This is a genomic window from Nocardia sp. NPDC006044, from assembly GCF_042871115.1.
Classification (GTDB): Bacteria; Actinomycetota; Actinomycetes; order Mycobacteriales; family Mycobacteriaceae; genus Nocardia.
The window spans coordinates 822557-839626 of sequence record NZ_JBIAID010000003.1 but is presented as its reverse complement, the minus strand read 5'-3'; the positions used below and the strand labels follow the sequence as shown (position 1 = coordinate 839626).

Below are 17070 nucleotides of genomic sequence, written 5' to 3'. Positions count from 1 at the left end.
CTCCGGCGGAAAACCCGGGCGCAACCGGGACCGCCCCGAGTATGGTCTGGGATGCCTGGGGCATTCCGGCCGGACACAAGCCGCTGTCGGCGCAGATCCGGGGCCTCCTGACGCAGGTGTTCGGAGTGTCCGGCGACCCGGTGGCGCGCCGCGATGAGGGCGAGGTGTCACTCCGAGAGTCGGCGCTCACGCCTGCCCAACGAGACGGGTTGGTCGAGGTGGTCGGCGCGGACAACGTCTCGGCCGGCCACCACGATCGGCTGCGGCACGCGGGTGGCAAGAGCACCCCCGACCTGCTGCGCCGCCGCGCCGACGGGCCGCAGGACGTACCGGACGCGATCGTTTTCCCCGCGGATCACCAGCAGGTACTCGCCGTGCTGGCGTACTGCGCCGAGCACACCATCGCGGTGGTGCCGTTCGGCGGCGGCACCAGCGTGGTCGGCGGCGTCGACCCGCTACGCGGTCGCTTCGGTGCCGTGATCGCGCTTGACCTGCGCAGGCTCGACACGGTGTCGGACATCGACCCGATCAGCGGCATGGCCACCCTCGGCGCCGGGCTCACCGGGCCGCGTGCGGAGGAACTGCTTCGCGCGCAAGGGCTTTCGCTCGGGCACTTCCCGCAGAGCTTCGAGTTCGCGACGATCGGCGGATTCGCCGCCACCCGGTCGTCGGGGCAGGCGTCGGCGGGTTACGGACGTTTCGACGACATGGTGCAGCGGCTCGAGATCGCCACTCCCACAGGTTCGTTGGTGCTCGGCCGTCCGCCCGCCTCGGCGGCTGGGCCGGATCTGCGCGAGCTGTTCGTCGGATCCGAAGGCGCACTGGGTGTGATCACGGCGGTCACCGTGCGCGTGCATCCGGTGCCGGAAACCATTGCCTACCAGGGGTGGTCGTTCCCCGACTTCGAAACCGGCGCCGCCGCGCTGCGTTCGGTTGTACAGGCAGGTGCGGCGCCCACGGTGCTGCGGCTGTCCGACGAGGCCGAGACCGGGATCAACCTGGCCCGCGCGGGCGATATCGGCGGCAACGCGGTCGCCGGCTGCCTCGCCATCACCACTTTCGAAGGCACCGAGGCGCACGTGGCGTCGCGCAGCGCGGAAGCCGGCGCGCTGCTCGCCGCCGCGGGTGGCACCGCGCTCGGCGAAACCCCGGCCGAGGAGTGGGAGCACGGACGGTTCGGCGCACCGTACATGCGCGATGCCCTGCTCGATGTCGGCGTGCTGTGCGAGACGCTGGAGACCGCGACCACGTGGGCGAACCTCGCAAACCTCAAGGCGAAGGTGACTGCGGCACTGACCGATTCGCTCGCCGGACAGGGCACCCCGCCGCTGGTCATGTGCCACATCTCGCACACCTACCCGACCGGGGCGTCGCTGTACTTCACCATCGTCGCCAAGCAGCTCGACGATCCGATCGCCCAGTGGCACAGGGCGAAGCAGGCGGTCGGCGACGCGATCGTGGCCGCGGGTGGCACCATCACCCACCATCACGCGGTCGGCACCGATCACCGTCCGTGGCTGCCCGCCGAGATCGGTGAGCTCGGCGTGCGGGTATTGCGTGCGGTGAAAGCCGAACTGGACCCCGCGGGCATCCTCAATCCTGGAAAGCTGGTTCCGTGACGCAGTATTCAACCCGCGCCGTGCGTGCGGTCACCGTGGTGACCAATCGGCACGCGGGGCTCGGTGCAGGGCAGGCGGCCGCGACCGCGGCGTTGGCGCGGTTGCGCGAACGCGGGGTCGAGGTCGCCGAGGTGCAGGCGCCGTCGGCGGCCGAAACCGTCCGGCTGGTGCGGGATTCGATCGAGCGGGGCAACTCCGACGCGGTGGTGTGCATCGGGGGAGACGGACTGATCAACGTGACTCTCGATGCCGTCGCGCGAACGGGAGTGCCGCTCGGCCTGGTCCCCGCGGGCACCGGCAACGACCTCGCCAGGGAACTCGGTGTGCCGACCGAGGATCCGGTCGCCGCCGCCGATATCGTCGTCGGCGGGCGCGCCAGGACCATCGACCTCGGCCGGATCGAGCCGTCCGCACCGGAATCGGCACCGATGTGGTTCGTCACCGTCACCGGCACCGGGTTCGACGCCCGAGTTACCCTGCGCGCCAACGCGATGCGCTGGCCCAAGGGGCGGCTGCGGTACACCGTCGCCGCGCTGGCCGAGATCTCCAGCCGACTCACCGTGCCCTACCGGGTCGAGTTGACCGGTGCGGTCACCGCCGGATTGACGAACCCTGGCACCGATGCCGAACTGGAGTTGAACGCGGTGATGGTCGCGGTCGGCAACACCCGCACCTACGGCGGCGGCATGCTGATCTGCCCGGACGCGGTGCTGGACGACGGCCTGCTCGACCTCACCGTGGTCGGCGCGCTGTCCAGGGCGGAGATGTTGCGGCTGCTGCCCGCGCTGTCCGCGGGCAAACGGCAGAATCACCCCGGGGTCAGGCAGTACCGGGCCGCGGAGATCACCCTGACCGCGCCGGGCGCCCCCGCGACGGCGGACGGTGAACCCGCGGGCGCCCTGCCGATCACCATCCGTGCCGTGCCCGGCGCGCTGACGGTTCTGGTTCCCTGAGTTCCCTACGCGGCGAAGGTGACTCGGCTCATGTGATTGATATTGATCCGGTCGACGATCACCAGTGACTCCGGCGCGGGCCGCAGCTCGCCACCGGAGCGTAGCCGCTCCATCAGCCGCCGCCAGCGAAAGCAGTGCAGTACGAAGGTCATTCGATTGGACCGCCGCCCGCGCGCGTGCTGGCCGGCGCGGGCCGCGGCGGTGGGAACGTCGAGCAGGATCAAGTGCAACTCCCTGCCGTATCCCGCGGCCCACAGGGAGATGATCCGTCGCGACCATCCGGTCGTGGCGCAGTCGTGAATCACCACCGGTCCGTCGGTGTCCCGCAGTGCCGCACGGATTCCGGCGAAATGCGCGACATGCACCACCGGCCGCCACAGCGAGTACGGCAGCCAGCCGAGCCGGTGCCGCAACCGATTCCGCGCTTGCAGCGAATCGAGCACCACCGATCCCTCCGGTCCGGGCGACGGATCCTCGGATTCGGTGGTCGCACCGAAGAATCGGCGCAGCACGGTGCTCTTCCCCGCACCCGGTATCCCCGCCACGACCAGCGCCGACATCGGCGGATACTGCAACTCGTCGATGGCCCGCCCGCGCAGATCGTGCACGGCATCCGGCGCGAGGAAGGGCAATAGGGCGTCGGGGGCGGGCGGCGGCAACAGGGCGAGCGGCGGGTTCACCTCTTCCAGGGTCCCCAGCGGCCGCTGCTCCGGCAACGGGGAAAACCCTGCTTTTTCACTGAGATTTCCCTGAATCGGACCAGCGGATACGTTCACACCTTCCAGAGTCCGCACCGGCGGCCGATCTGGCAAGAACGGACAATACGGACATGACTGAATTGTGACCGGCCAGCCGCCGCCCAGGTGCCCGTTTCGGGCGGTTAATCCGGAGATCAGGGGTAGAAAATGCCAGAAGCTGAGAATTGCTTATGGATTCCCTTTCCCTTCCAGTTGGGACGGTAAGCTTTCAGGTGTAGGCGGAGTCTTCGGTGTCCCTCATCCACCGAAGACTCCGCCTTTCTTTGTGTCCGCTTCCCCGGCAATCCTGTTGTGCGGCAGCATGAGCAGCCGTAGGTACGCCTGTTCGTCCTCGGTCAGCAATAAGGCCCGTGCGATGCGGCAGAGCGCATCGTCCGAGACGCGGGTCACCCTGCCCAACTCCAGCCAGGTGTACTGATCGACGCTCAGCGCGGCCAGCTGAGCGACTTCCTCGCGACGCAGTCCGGACACCCGGCGTGGATTGCCGACCGGCGCGAGACCGACCTGCTCCGGCGCGATCGACGCACGCTTTGCCCTCAGGAATTCGCCGAGCCGACTCACCCGCCAAGTCTCACACGACGCGCGCTCGGTGACGTCCACCCTGGGGATTCGGACGGACCGTCCGGCGTCGGCTCGCACCCTGCGAAAATCGCTGGAGCCCGACCACTAGAATCGTCGGGTGACCAGCGCAGCCCCTGACCAGACGCGTAATCGTGCCGATGCCCTGCCCAAGAGCTGGACCCCCGGCGAGGTAGAGCCCTCGATGTACGAGCGCTGGGTAGCCGCTGGCTATTTCGAGGCCGACGCCACCAGCGGCAAGCCGCCGTACTCGATCGTGCTCCCGCCGCCGAACGTCACCGGCAACCTGCACATCGGCCACGCCCTCGACCACACCCTGATGGACACCCTCACCCGCCGCAAGCGCATGCAGGGTTACGAGGTGCTGTGGCTGCCCGGCATGGACCACGCGGGCATCGCCACCCAGACCATGGTGGAGAAGCAGCTCGCCGTCGACGGCAAGACCAAGGAAGACTTCGGCCGCGAACTGTTCATCGACAAGGTCTGGGACTGGAAGCGCGACTCCGGCGGCGCCATCCAGTGGCAGATGCGCGCGCTCGGCGACGGCGTCGACTGGAGCCGCGACCGGTTCACCATGGACGAGGGTCTGTCCCGCGCCGTGCAGACCATCTTCAAGCGGCTCTACGACGCCGGACTGATCTACCGCGCCGAGCGGCTGGTCAACTGGTCGCCCGCGCTGCGCACCGCCATCTCCGACATCGAGGTCAAGTACGAGGACGTCCCCGGCGAGCTCGTCTCGCTGCGTTACGGCTCGCTCGACGACAACGAACCGCACGTCATCGTGGCCACCACCCGGGTGGAGACGATGCTCGGCGACACCGCGGTGGCCGTGCACCCGGACGACCCGCGCTACCAGGCGCTGATCGGCACCACCCTGGAGCACCCGATCACCGGCCGGCAGATCCCGATCATCGCCGACGACTACGTGGATCCCGAATTCGGTTCCGGCGCAGTGAAGATCACCCCGGCGCACGACCCGAACGACTTCGAGATGGGCCTGCGGCACAACCTGCCGATGCCCAACATCATGGACGTGCGCGGCCACATCGTCGACACCGGAACCGAATTCGACGGCATGGACCGGTTCGAGGCGCGCGTCGCGGTGCGCGAGCGGCTGGCCGCCGAGGGCCGCGTGGTCGCCGAGAAGCGCCCGTATATGCACAGCGTCGGGCATTCCGAGCGCAGCGGCGAACCGATCGAACCGCGGCTGTCCATGCAATGGTGGGTCAAGGTGGAGTCGCTGGCCAAGGCGGCGGGTGACGCGGTGCGCAACGGCGACACCGTGATCCACCCGGCCAGCTCGGAGCCGCGCTGGTTCGACTGGGTCGACAACATGCACGACTGGTGCATCTCCCGGCAGCTGTGGTGGGGTCACCGCATCCCGATCTGGTACGGCCCCGACGGCGACGTGCTGTGCGTCGGGCCGGGCGAGACCGCGCCCGAGGGTTACATGCAGGACCCGGACGTGCTCGACACCTGGTTCTCCTCGGGTCTGTGGCCGTTCTCCACCATGGGCTGGCCGGACGCCACGCCGGAGCTCGAGAAGTTCTATCCGACAAGCGTTCTCGTCACCGGCTACGACATCCTGTTCTTCTGGGTGGCCCGGATGATGATGTTCGGCACGTTCGTCGCCGACGACCCGGTGCTCACGGCGGGCAAGGGGGATCAGCGGCAGGTTCCGTTCAAGGACGTGTTCCTGCACGGCCTGGTGCGCGACCAGTTCGGCAAGAAGATGTCGAAGTCGCGCGGCAACGGCATCGACCCGCTGGTCTGGATCAACGAATACGGCGCCGACACACTGCGTTTCACGCTGGCCAGGGCCGCGCAGCCCGGCGGCGACCTCTCCGTCGGCGAGCCGCACGCGCTGGCCTCGCGCAGCTTCGTCACGAAGCTGTTCAACGCCACCAAGTTCGCGTTGATGAACGGCGCGCGCACCGGCGAACTGCCGGATCGTGCCCAGCTCACCGACGCCGACCGCTGGATCCTGGATCGGTTCGAAGAGGTGCGCGCCGAAGTGGATTCGGCGTTCGACAGCTACGAATTCGGTAAGGCCTGCGAGGCGCTGTACCACTTCGCCTGGGACGAATTGTGTGACTGGTACCTGGAATTGACCAAGGTGCAGTTCGCCGAGGACGGTGCGCGCGCGGACGCCACGCAGGTGGTGCTCGGCACCGTGCTCGACTCGGTGCTGCGCCTGCTGCATCCGGTGATCCCGTTCGTCACCGAATCGCTGTGGCAGGCCCTGACCGACGGCGAGTCCCTGGTGATCGCGGCCTGGCCGCAGGCCTCCGGGGTGGCGACGGATCAGGTGTCGGCGCAACGCATCTCGGATACTCAGCGGTTGATCACCGAGATCCGTCGGTTCCGCGGCGATCAGGGCCTGGCCGACAAGCAGAAGGTGGCGGCCAAGCTGATCGGCCTGGACGCCGCCGGGCTCACCGAACTGCACGATTCGGTCGCGAACCTGGCCCGGCTCACCGCGCCCGGCGACGAGTTCGCGGCGACCGCGACCGTGGAGGTCCGGCTCAGCGGCGCCACCGTCACCGTCGAGCTGGACACGTCCGGCGCCGTCGACCTGGACGCCGAGCGCCGTCGGCTGGAGAAGGACCTCGCCGCGGCGGAGAAGGAATTGGCGGGCACCGCAGCCAAACTCGGCAACGAGGCGTTCCTCGCCAAGGCACCGGAGCCGGTGGTCGCGAAGATCAAGGATCGCCAGGCGGTCGCCGCCGCCGAGGTGGCGCGCATCGGCGCTCGACTCGCAGAACTGAGCGGAAAATGAATCACGAACCGGAACCGCAGTACGGCGACGACCTGCGCCACCCGGCCGCGGGACCCCGGCTGAGCTCCGGCCCGTCGCCGGTCGAGCTGGCCGAAATGGCGCTGGTGGAGGCCGAACTCGACACCCGGTGGCCGGAAACCAAGATCGAACCGTCGCTCACCCGGATCGCCACCCTGATGGACCTGCTCGGCTCGCCGCAGCAGAGCTACCCGGCGATCCACGTCGCGGGCACCAACGGCAAGACCTCGGTGACCAGGATGATCGACGCGCTGCTCACCGCGCTGCACCGGCGCACCGGCCGGATCACCAGCCCGCACCTGCAGCTGGCCACCGAGCGGATCAGCATCGACAACGCGCCGATCACACCCGCCCGGTACGTAGAGACCTACCGCGAGCTGGTGCCGTTCATCGAGATGATCGATGCGCAGTCGGCCGCGGCCGGCGGTCCGGCGATGAGCAAGTTCGAGGTGCTCACCGGCATGGCGTTCGCGGCCTTCGCCGAGGCGCCGGTCGACGTCGCGGTCGTGGAGACCGGCCTGGGCGGCACCTGGGACGCCACCAACGTGATCGACGGGCAGGTCGCGGTGATCACCCCGATCGGCCTGGACCACACCGAGTACCTCGGCACCGATCTCACCTCCATCGCGGGGGAGAAGGCCGGGATCATCAAACGCGCGCCGGAGAGCCTGATTCCGCGCGACACCGTCGCGGTGATCGCCGAGCAGGACCCCGAGGCGATGGACGTGCTGCTGCGCCGGGCCGTCGAGGTGGACGCCGCGGTGGCCCGCGAGGGCGGCGAATTCCGGGTATTGGCCCGGCAGATCGCGATCGGCGGCCAGCAGCTCGAATTGCAGGGCCTCGGCGGCGTATACGACGAGATCTTCCTGCCGCTGCACGGTGAGCATCAGGCGCACAACGCGGTGCTCGCACTCGCGGCGGTCGAGGCGTTCTTCGGGGCGGGCGCGGACCGGCAGCTCGACATCGAAGCCGTCCGTGCGGGTTTCGCGAGCGTGACCAGCCCGGGCCGGCTCGAGCGGATGCGCAGCGCGCCGACCATCTTCATCGACGCCGCGCACAACCCGGCCGGTGCGCAGGCCCTCGCCTCGACGTTGACCGCGGAGTTCGACTTCCGCAAGCTGGTCGGCGTGGTCTCCGTGCTCGCGGACAAGGACGCCGCCGGCATCCTCACCGCGCTGGAGCCGGTGCTCGACGAAATCGTGGTCACCGGCAACGGTTCGCCGCGCGCCATGGACGTCGACCGGCTCGCCGATCTCGCGGTGCAGCGCTTCGGCGACGAACGGGTGATCACCGCGCCGACCCTGCCGGACGCGCTGGAGACCGCGATCGCCATCGCCGAGGAAGTCGGCGAGGCGGGGGAGATGGTGTCCGGCGCGGGCGTCGTGGTGACCGGCTCCGTGGTCACGGCCGGCGCGACGCGCGCGTTGTTCGGAAAGGACCCCGCATGACCGAGCCCGCCGCCCAACCGGATTCGGTACCGCCGCCCGCGACCGATCCGTGGAAAGGCTTCCGCGGGGTCATGGCGGGCACGCTGATCCTCGAGGCGATCGTGGTGCTGCTCGCGCTGCCGGTCGTCGGTTCCGTGGGTGGCGGGGTGACCTGGGTTTCGGGCACCTACCTCGTGCTGCTCGCCCTGGTGATGTTCCTCGGCGCGGGCGTACAGCGCAGGTCATGGGCCATGCCGTTCAACCTCGGGCTGCAGGTATTCGTGCTGCTCGGCACGTTCATCCACCTGTCCATCGGCGTCATCGGCATCGTTTTCGCGGTGGTCTGGGGCTTCATCCTGGTGCTGCGCGCGGACGTGCGCGGCCGGATGGAGAAGGGGCTGCTGCCGAGCCAGCGGGCGCAGCGCTCCTCCTGACGCCGTGGCCCCGATGTCGGGGACAGGGCAATTTCTGTCTGTTCGAGGTGGCACGCCGCTCATAGCGTTGCCCTCGCACGGCGTCACATTGTCGCCGTGCCGGCGAACGAAGGAATTGTCTTCATGATGCGTGTTATCGCGAATGTCGTTGTGGCCGGGACGGTTACGTTCGGCGCCCTGCTCGGTGCGGCACAGGCGACGGCGGAACCCGGACTGCGTCTGGAACCCGCCGCGCCCGCCCCGGTCGCGGAGGGCGCGACCGGCTCCGCCGACGGGGTGGTGAGCCTGCTCAGCGCGCTGTCGTCGCTGTCGGCGCAGAACAACCTGCCGTGCGGTCCGGGCGGCAGACCCGCCACCGGCAGCGACCTCTGCTGACTCAGCGAGCGCAGCGTCTCGATCGGGTCTCGGTGCCCCGGCCGCAATCGCGGCCGGGGCACCCTCGTGTCGTCGATCGAACCGCGGGTTCGGTACCCACTGGGGGTTCCGGTTAGAGTGTCGCCGTGACTGAGCAGACGTTGGTACTCATCAAGCCGGACGGTGTGGCCCGTGGCCTCGTCGGCGAGGTGCTGGTACGAATCGAGCGCAAGGGCCTGAAGATCGCGGCCCTCGAGCTGAAGCATGTGTCCGAGGACTTGGCCAAGGGCCACTACGCCGAGCACGCCGAGAAGCCGTTCTTCGGCTCCCTGATCGAATTCATCACCTCCGGACCGGTCGTCGCGGCCATCCTGGAGGGGCCGCGCGCCATCGCGGCGTTCCGGCAGATCGCCGGCGGCACCGACCCGGTCGAAAAGGCCGTACCGGGCAGCATTCGCGGAGACTTCGCCCTGGAGACTCAGGAGAACCTGGTACACGGGTCCGATTCGCCTGAATCGGCCAAGCGCGAGATTGCTCTCTGGTTCCCGGAGTTCCCTGCCTGAAATCAGTGTGCGAGTTGAACACAGTCGTGCGCGAGCGCAGCGAGTGAACCAATGACACAGCGTCCAGCGGTGCGCGGCTAGCCGAGCTTTCAGCGAGGTTAGTCGTGCGCCGCGGCGAACCTGCGGCGCGCGGTATGGGATACTGACATCGGCTGCTTTTGATGCCGACTGTTCGCGCAGGTACGTGGACTATCGGGGCCATCGCAGCCGGATGACACACCGCGGTTCGATGCCGATCATCGCTGCCACGGACAAAAGGCCCGGTCGCTGGGCCTGCTGTTCGCGTCGGCACGCTGGATGAGCGCTCACAACTGTGGAGTTCAGCCAACAGCCAGGCACCGCGTGACCAGTTAGCCCAAACCGACGAACAACATGGTGATAACCGGACATGCGGGGCGAGACCAGATGACCTTGCGCTGAGCGGCGTGAGGCGAACGGATAGTGCCCCCGCGTCGGCCGCTTCACTCCTTACCGGGAGGGACGCGCCCGGGGGTCCGAGGAGACTTCGTGGCCGAAAAAGAGCCATTGGAAACAACACCACAGGATGCCGAACAATTGCCGGAGCGAATCCGAGTTCACGCACTCGCCAAGCTGCTGGGGGTAACGAGCAAGCGCATCCTGGCCAAGCTGACCGAGTTGGGGTCCGACGCGCGTAGTGCGCAATCGAACGTCGACCGGGCGATCGCGGAGTCCGTCCGCGACGCGCTGGGCCCGCCGGAGGGCGACGCCCCGGCCCCGCAGGCCGCGGCCGAACCGCCGGTCGAAGCGCCGGCCGCCGCGGTCGAGGCCCCGGCCGAACCGGAACCCGCGCCCAGCCGCGGTCACGGCGGCCTGGTCTTCTCCGCACCCGAACCGCTGATCGCCAACTCCGGCGCGGAGAACCCGCGGGAGGTCGCGCACCAGCCCTCGGTGCAGCTGTTCACCCACCCGGTCCGGGAAGAGCCGCACGTCGCCGCGCCGGTGGTCTTCGAGTCCGCCGCCGTCGTGCAGGCCCCGCTGTTCCTGCCCCCGGACGCCGCGGCCGCCGAACAGGCCCGCCGCAAGCGCCGCACCGAGCGCGATGTCCGTCGCGAAGAGCCGGTGGCCGAGGAGCCGGTGGTCGAGGACGAGCCCGAGACCGCCGAGGACGATCAGGACTCGAACGACCAGCAGAACGACGCCGACGGTCAGCCGCGTCGCCGCCGTCGTGGCCGCCGTGGCCGTGGCCGCGGTCGGGGCGAGCAGCAGAGCGACGCCGACGACGAGAACGACTCGGACGACACCGAGGACGAGCAGACCGGCGACACCCCCGAGACCGGCAGCGATACCGACGCCGCCGACTCGTCCGAGGACAACACCGACTCCGACGACGACGAGAACGAGTCGGACGGCGCGAGCCGTCGCCGCCGTCGCCGTCGCCGCCGTAAGGTGGCGGGCGACTCGGCCGACGCCGAGACCGCTACCACCACCGAGGACGACCCGCCGAACACCGTCGTGCACGAGCGCGAGCCGCGGAACAAGAGCCGCAGCCGCGCCGCCGCCGTCGACGAGGTGCAGGGCATCACCGGTTCCACCCGGCTCGAGGCCAAGCGCCAGCGCAGGCGCGACGGCCGCGAGGCGGGCCGGCGTCGTCCGCCGATCCTGACCGAGTCGGAGTTCCTGGCCCGTCGCGAAGCGGTGGACCGGGTGATGGTGGTGCGCGAGAAGGCGTTCCCGGATCACCCCACCGCCACGCAGGTCGCGGTGCTCGAGGACAACATCCTGGTCGAGCACTTCGTCACCAGCACCGGCTCGGCGTCCATGGTCGGCAACGTCTACCTCGGCAAGGTGCAGAACGTGCTGCCGAGCATGGAGGCGGCGTTCGTCGATATCGGCCGCGGCCGCAACGGCGTGCTCTACGCCGGCGAGGTGAACTGGGAGGCCGCCGGTCTCGGCGGCAAGGAGCGCAAGATCGAACAGGCGCTCAAGCCCGGCGAACTCGTGCTCGTGCAGGTCTCCAAGGATCCGGTCGGGCACAAGGGCGCCCGGCTGACCACGCAGATCAGCCTGGCCGGCCGCTTCCTGGTGTACGTGCCCGGCGGCACCTCCACCGGCATCAGCCGCAAGCTGCCCGACACCGAGCGCAAGCGGCTCAAGGAGATCCTGCGCGACATCGTCCCGAACGACGCCGGTGTGATCATCCGCACCGCGTCCGAGGGCGTCGCCGAGGACGAACTGGCCCGCGACGTGGAACGCCTGCAAGCCACCTGGCGCACCATCGAGAAGGCCGCCGAGGGCAAGAACGACGGCCAGCCCAAGACGCTGTACGAAGAGCCCGACCTGCTGGTCAAGGTCATCCGCGACCTGTTCAACGAGGACTTCTCCAAGCTCGTCATCGAGGGTGACCGGGCCTGGAGTACGGTCGAGAAGTACATCGGCACCGTCGCGCCGGAAATGCTCGCCCGGGTCTCCCGGCACGAGAACAACGGCGTCGACGTGTTCGAGGCGTACCGGATCGACGAGCAGCTGGCCAAGGCGCTCGACCGCAAGGTGTGGCTGCCCTCGGGCGGCACCCTGGTGATCGACCGCACCGAGGCGATGACCGTGGTCGACGTCAACACCGGCAAGTTCACCGGTTCCGGCGGCAGCAACCTGGAAGAGACGGTCACCCGCAACAACCTGGAGGCGGCCGAGGAGATCGTGCGCCAGATGCGGTTGCGCGATATCGGCGGCATGATCGTCGTCGACTTCATCGACATGGTGCTCGAATCGAACCGGGACCTGGTGCTGCGCCGGCTCACCGAGGCGCTCGGGCGCGACCGCACCCGGCACCAGGTGTCCGAGGTGACCTCGCTCGGCCTGGTCCAGATGACCCGCAAGAAGCTGGGCACCGGCCTGGTCGAGGCGTTCTCGACCACCTGTGAGCATTGCCACGGGCGCGGCATCCTGGTGCACGCCTACCCGGTCGAGCCGTCCTCCGGCGACGACGGGGGCAGCCGCGGCGCGGCCAGGGAAACCGGTTCGCGGCGTCGTCGTGGCCGGGACAAGAGTGCGGCGCCTGCCGCGCCGGTCGCCGCGACCAACGGGACCGCACCGGTGGAGTCCGAGGAGGACATCGCCGTCAAGCGGGCGCATCCGGTGGCGCTGGCGATGGCCGCGCATCACGGTGACGAGGACGAGTCCGGCGTTGCCGAGGACCGGTCGGAGATCGAGAACGAGTCGGTGGATGTCGAACCGCGCGAGCCCGAGGTCGCGCCGGCCGAAGCCGAGGTGCCCGCCGAGGTCGTGGACACCGTCGAGGCGGTCGTCGAGCCGGAACCGGTCGAGCCCACTCCGGTCGCCGAGGTTCCTGTGGAAACGGTGACACCGCCGACCGTGGAACACGCGGTAACCAACGGTGCGCCGGAACCGGCCCCGCGCACGAGCCGGCGTCGCCGGGTCGCGCGTTCGGCCGCGGCTCCCGCCGCCGACAGCAGCGGTGCGGTGTTCGTGTTGCCGACCCCGGAGCAGGCTCCCGCGCCCGCGGTCGACTTCACCGCCGAGATCCCGGCCGAGGTGCCGCAGCGCAAACCACGGCGGCGAGCCGTCGGCCGCCCCGCGGGCCCGCCGCCTGCGGAGTCGTAGCAGCTGATCTGACAGCCTCGACGCGGCCGGTCACACCTTCGGGTATGACCGGCCGCGTCGTCGCACGACGATCGCGCTGGGGCGGTTTGCGGCCGTGCCCGGGAATGCCCCGCGGTCCGGGAAACGCACCGGGACCGGGCAGGCAACGGGTTGCCCGCAGGCTGCCGACGGGCGGATTGTGTCGCTGAAGGGGTGCTCTGGTAACCTAGGTCGGTCGCTGCCTGGCGATGGGCGTTATATCACGCCCCGCGCAGCAAGCCAGCCAAGAACATCTCGCGTCGCGCAGTTGTGTCGCGAGAAGAAACATGACTGTACTTAATCGAGTGGAGGAAGCCGACCGATGGCAACGTACGCGATCGTCAAGACCGGCGGAAAGCAGTACAAGGTCGCGGTCGGTGACCTGGTGAAGGTCGAGAAGATCGAGGGTAAGCCGGGTACTTCCGTCGCCCTGGATCCGGTTCTCGTCGTCGACGGGGCCGACCTGACCACCGACGCCGCAAAGCTGGCCAAGGTCTCCGTGGCCGCAGAGGTCGTCGAGCAGACAAAGGGCCCGAAGATCCGCATCCACAAGTTCAAGAACAAGACCGGCTACCACAAGCGTCAGGGTCACCGTCAGCCGCTGACGGTCATCAAGGTCACCGGCATCAAGTAAGACATCCCGAGGAGATTCAGCTATGGCACACAAGAAGGGTGCGTCCAGCTCCCGGAACGGTCGCGATTCCAACGCACAGCGACTCGGCGTCAAGCGCTTCGGTGGCCAGAAGGTCAACGCGGGCGAGATCCTGGTTCGTCAGCGCGGCACCCACTTCCACCCCGGCGTGAACGTCGGTCGTGGCGGTGACGACACCCTGTTCGCCCTCGCGGCGGGCGCGGTCGAGTTCGGCACCAAGCGCGGACGCAAGACCGTCAACATCGTCGTCCCGGAGCCGGTCGAGGCCTAGGCCTTACCTCTCCAGACAACAGCCGAGCGGGTCAGGGTCGCAACCCTGGCCCGCTTTCGCGTTGTCAAGACTCAGCGCGTTTCCACAGACCCAGCGCGTTTCCCACGCACAACCGCGATCGACCAGTCCTGAAGGAGGATGATTCGGCAATGTCCAAGTTCATCGACCGTGTCGTACTGCACGTGCGTGCCGGCAAGGGCGGACACGGCTGTGCCTCGGTACTCCGCGAGAAGTTCATGCCGCTCGGCGGCCCCAACGGGGGCAACGGCGGCAACGGCGGCAACGTGATCCTCGAAGTCGACCCCAACGTGCACACGCTGCTCGACTTCCACTTCCATCCGCACGCCAAGGCCGGCAACGGCAAGCCCGGCGAGGGCAGCAACCGCGACGGCAAGCAAGGCGTCGACCTGCTGCTCAAGGTGCCCGACGGCACCATGGTGCTGGACAGCGACGGCAAGGTCCTGATGGACCTGGTCGGCGCGGGCAACCAGTTCATCGCCGCCCGCGGCGGCCGCGGTGGACTCGGCAACGCCGCACTCGCCTCGAAAGCGCGCAAGGCCCCCGGCTTCGCGCTGCTCGGCGAGGACGGCGAAGAGATGGACCTGGTCCTCGAGCTGAAGTCGGTGGCCGACGTCGGCCTCGTCGGCTTCCCGTCCGCCGGCAAGTCGTCGCTGGTCTCGGTGCTGTCGGCGGCCAAACCCAAGATCGCCGACTACCCGTTCACCACCCTGGTGCCCAACCTCGGCGTGGTACTCAGCGGCGACACCACCTTCACCGTCGCCGACGTGCCCGGGCTGATCCCCGGCGCCAGCGAGGGCCGTGGCCTCGGCCTCGACTTCCTCCGCCACCTCGAGCGGTGCGCCGTGCTCGCGCATGTCGTCGACTGCGCCACCCTCGAGCCGGGCCGCGACCCGGTCTCCGACGTGGACGCGCTGGAGGCCGAGCTCGCCGCCTACAAGCCCGCGCTGAACGCCGACGCCGATCTCGGCGACCTGGCCGACCGGCCGCGCGTGGTCATCCTGAACAAGATCGACGTGCCGGACGCCGCCGAGCTCGCCGAGATGGTCACCCCCGAGTTCGCCGCCCGCGGCTGGCCGGTCTTCGAGATCTCCGCGGTGAGCCGGGAAGGCTTGCGGCCCTTGACCTTCGCGCTGGCCGACCTGGTGCTGAAGTATCGCGAGGCGCATCCGAAGGCGGCGCCCGCGCGTCCGGTGATCCGGCCGATCGCGGTCAACCAGACCGGCTTCAGCGTGATCGCGGACCCGGAGGAGCCGGGCGGCTTCATCGTGCGTGGCTCGCAGCCGGAGCGCTGGGTCGTGCAGACGCAGTTCGACAACGACGAGGCCGTCGGTTACCTCGCCGACCGGCTGGCTCGCCTCGGCGTCGAGGACGAGCTGGTCAAGCAGGGCGCCGAGCCGGGTGCCCCGGTGACCATCGGCAACGTGACCTTCGAATGGGAGCCGCAGATCTCGGCGGGCATCGACATGGTGCCGACCGGTCGCGGCACCGACATTCGACTGGAGCAGGACAACCGGATCAGCGCCGCCGAGCGCAAGCACGCGTCGCGGGTGCGGCGTGGTCTGGTCAAGGACGACGAGGAGTAGACGCGCGGGCTCGGCTTCGGCCGGGCCGGGTGCGGTAGGTTCGGTGTCGGCGAGTTCTATTGCTGCGCAGGGAGTTCGATTGCGATGACAGTGAGTTCGGATGCTACCGAGGCGGATTCGGAGCTGAGCGAGGCGCGGCTGGCGATCGCGTCGGCCCGCCGGGTGGTGGTGAAGATCGGCTCGTCGGCGCTGACCAGTCTCGAGGGTGGGCTCGACACCGCGCGCCTCGATCGCCTCGCCGATGCGGTGGAGGCGCGGATGCGCGCGGGATCCGATGTGGTGGTGGTGTCTTCGGGCGCCATCGGTGCGGGGCTCGCGCCGCTCGGACTCAGCACCCGTCCTCGTGACCTGGCGACGAAGCAGGCCGCGGCCAGCGTCGGTCAGCTGGCCCTCGCCCACGCCTGGGGCACCTCCTTCGCCCGTTACGGCCGCACCGTCGGCCAAGTCCTGTTGAGCGCCGACGATTTCGCGCGCCGCGAGCATCACCGCAACGCGCAGCGCACCCTGGACCGGCTGCGTTCGCTCGGCGCGATCGCCGTGGTCAACGAAAACGACACCGTCGCAACGGAAGAGATCCGCTTCGGCGACAACGACCGCCTCGCCGCGCTGGTCGCCCACCTGGTCGGCGCCGACGCGCTGGTGCTGCTCTCCGACGTCGAGGGCCTCTACGACGGCGACCCGCGCAAGGGCGCCGCCAGCTTCATTCCCGAGGTGCGCAGCAGCGCCGACCTCGACGGCGTGATCGCCGGCAGCGGTGGTGCGCTGGGCACCGGCGGCATGGCCTCCAAGCTCTCCGCCGCGCGACTGGCCGCCGACGCGGGCGTCCCCGTCCTGCTCGCCGCCGCCACCTCCGCCGACCTGGCCCTGACCACCGGCAAGGTCGGCACCGCCTTCGCGGCCCGCCCGACCCGCCTGTCCGCCCGCAAGTTCTGGGTCCGCCACGCCGCCGACAGCCGCGGCGCCCTGCTCATCGACGACGGCGCCGCCCGCGCCGTCGAAGACCGCCGCTCCCTGCTCGCCGCAGGCATCACCGCCCTGCGCGGCCGCTTCTACGGCGGCGACGTAGTAGACCTGATCTCCACCGGCGACCGCCTGGTAGCCCGCGGCGTAGTCGCCTACGACAGCACCGAACTAACCGGCATGCTGGGCCACTCCACCAACGAACTCCCAGACACCATGCAACGCCCCGTAATCCACGCCGACGACCTGGTCAAGATCTAGCCACCCGCACACCCCCTGATCCCCCGCACACGAAGTTGCATGCGATTCGCTGTGCGGGAGATCAGGAGTTGTGCGTGTGCAGTCCGCCTTGGCTCAGGTCCACGAGGCACCGGCAGGTTTGCGGGTCTCGCACTCGCACAGCCGGTTCCATGCGCCTCTCACGTGCTCGGTGATCCGCGCCGCGTCCGGATGTGGGTGCTGGCAGCCGCATACCTGTTTGTCCCCCGCACACGCAATG

General features: G+C 69.3%; 14 protein-coding genes. 12 read left to right on the top strand and 2 right to left on the bottom strand.

Going from position 1 to position 17070, the window contains the following annotated elements; translation table 11 throughout:
- Window positions 1-41 precede the first annotated feature (41 nt).
- Both ACFYO1_RS28305 and ACFYO1_RS28300 read left to right on the top strand, forming a co-directional pair.
- On the top strand, window positions 42-1619 hold the full coding sequence (locus ACFYO1_RS28305) for an FAD-binding oxidoreductase (protein ID WP_387238632.1): 1578 nt from the start codon (window positions 42-44) through the stop codon (window positions 1617-1619).
- Window positions 1616-2572: a diacylglycerol kinase gene (locus ACFYO1_RS28300; RefSeq protein WP_387237006.1), complete on the top strand. Its 957-nt coding sequence runs from the start codon at window positions 1616-1618 to the stop codon at window positions 2570-2572. The genes ACFYO1_RS28305 and ACFYO1_RS28300 overlap by 4 nt, the downstream gene beginning before the upstream one ends.
- 5 nt (window positions 2573-2577) lie before the next feature.
- Here ACFYO1_RS28300 and ACFYO1_RS28295 read toward each other — a convergent pair whose 3' ends face one another.
- Both ACFYO1_RS28295 and ACFYO1_RS28290 read right to left on the bottom strand, forming a co-directional pair.
- Window positions 2578-3288: an AAA family ATPase gene (locus ACFYO1_RS28295; RefSeq protein ID WP_387237004.1), complete on the bottom strand. Its 711-nt coding sequence runs from the start codon at window positions 3286-3288 to the stop codon at window positions 2578-2580.
- Between the two features lie 279 nt (window positions 3289-3567).
- Window positions 3568-3930, bottom strand: coding sequence for a helix-turn-helix domain-containing protein (locus tag ACFYO1_RS28290; protein WP_387237002.1), 363 nt, complete (start codon window positions 3928-3930; stop codon window positions 3568-3570).
- 79 nt (window positions 3931-4009) lie between these two features.
- Here ACFYO1_RS28290 and ACFYO1_RS28285 point away from each other — a divergent pair, with 79 nt between their 5' ends.
- The 10 genes from ACFYO1_RS28285 (at window position 4010) to proB (ending at window position 16832) form a co-directional block, all read left to right on the top strand.
- Entirely contained in the window at window positions 4010-6688 is a 2679-nt protein-coding gene (locus ACFYO1_RS28285; protein ID WP_387237000.1) for a valine--tRNA ligase, read from the top strand.
- A 95-nt stretch (window positions 6689-6783) separates the two neighbouring features.
- Window positions 6784-8154, top strand: coding sequence for a bifunctional folylpolyglutamate synthase/dihydrofolate synthase (locus ACFYO1_RS28280; protein WP_387238629.1), 1371 nt, complete (start codon window positions 6784-6786; stop codon window positions 8152-8154).
- A complete protein-coding gene (locus ACFYO1_RS28275) occupies window positions 8151-8567 on the top strand; it encodes a DUF4233 domain-containing protein (RefSeq protein WP_387236998.1) in 417 nt (138 codons plus the stop codon). Before ACFYO1_RS28280 ends, ACFYO1_RS28275 begins: the two co-directional genes overlap by 4 nt.
- A 123-nt stretch (window positions 8568-8690) precedes the next feature.
- Complete coding sequence (locus ACFYO1_RS28270) at window positions 8691-8942, top strand: hypothetical protein (RefSeq protein WP_387236996.1); 252 nt, start codon at window positions 8691-8693, stop codon at window positions 8940-8942.
- A gap of 125 nt (window positions 8943-9067) precedes the next feature.
- Window positions 9068-9484 (top strand): nucleoside-diphosphate kinase, encoded by a 417-nt coding sequence (gene ndk / locus ACFYO1_RS28265; protein ID WP_378720321.1) that lies wholly within the window; start codon window positions 9068-9070, stop codon window positions 9482-9484.
- A 507-nt stretch (window positions 9485-9991) separates the two neighbouring features.
- Complete coding sequence (locus ACFYO1_RS28260; RefSeq protein WP_387236994.1) at window positions 9992-13066, top strand: translation initiation factor IF-2 N-terminal domain-containing protein; 3075 nt, start codon at window positions 9992-9994, stop codon at window positions 13064-13066.
- Window positions 13067-13406: 340 nt separating this feature from the next.
- A complete protein-coding gene (gene rplU / locus ACFYO1_RS28255; protein ID WP_040732804.1) occupies window positions 13407-13718 on the top strand; it encodes a 50S ribosomal protein L21 in 312 nt (103 codons plus the stop codon).
- A gap of 22 nt (window positions 13719-13740) precedes the next feature.
- Window positions 13741-14007 carry a 50S ribosomal protein L27 gene (gene rpmA, locus ACFYO1_RS28250; RefSeq protein ID WP_040732806.1) on the top strand — a complete coding sequence of 89 codons (267 nt, stop codon included), beginning with the start codon at window positions 13741-13743 and terminating at the stop codon, window positions 14005-14007.
- Between the two features lie 149 nt (window positions 14008-14156).
- Window positions 14157-15611, top strand: a complete 1455-nt coding sequence (gene obgE, locus ACFYO1_RS28245) for a GTPase ObgE (RefSeq protein WP_387236990.1) — start codon at window positions 14157-14159, stop codon at window positions 15609-15611.
- Between the two features lie 84 nt (window positions 15612-15695).
- Window positions 15696-16832: a glutamate 5-kinase gene (proB, locus tag ACFYO1_RS28240; RefSeq protein WP_387236988.1), complete on the top strand. Its 1137-nt coding sequence runs from the start codon at window positions 15696-15698 to the stop codon at window positions 16830-16832.
- Window positions 16833-17070: the final 238 nt, after the last annotated feature.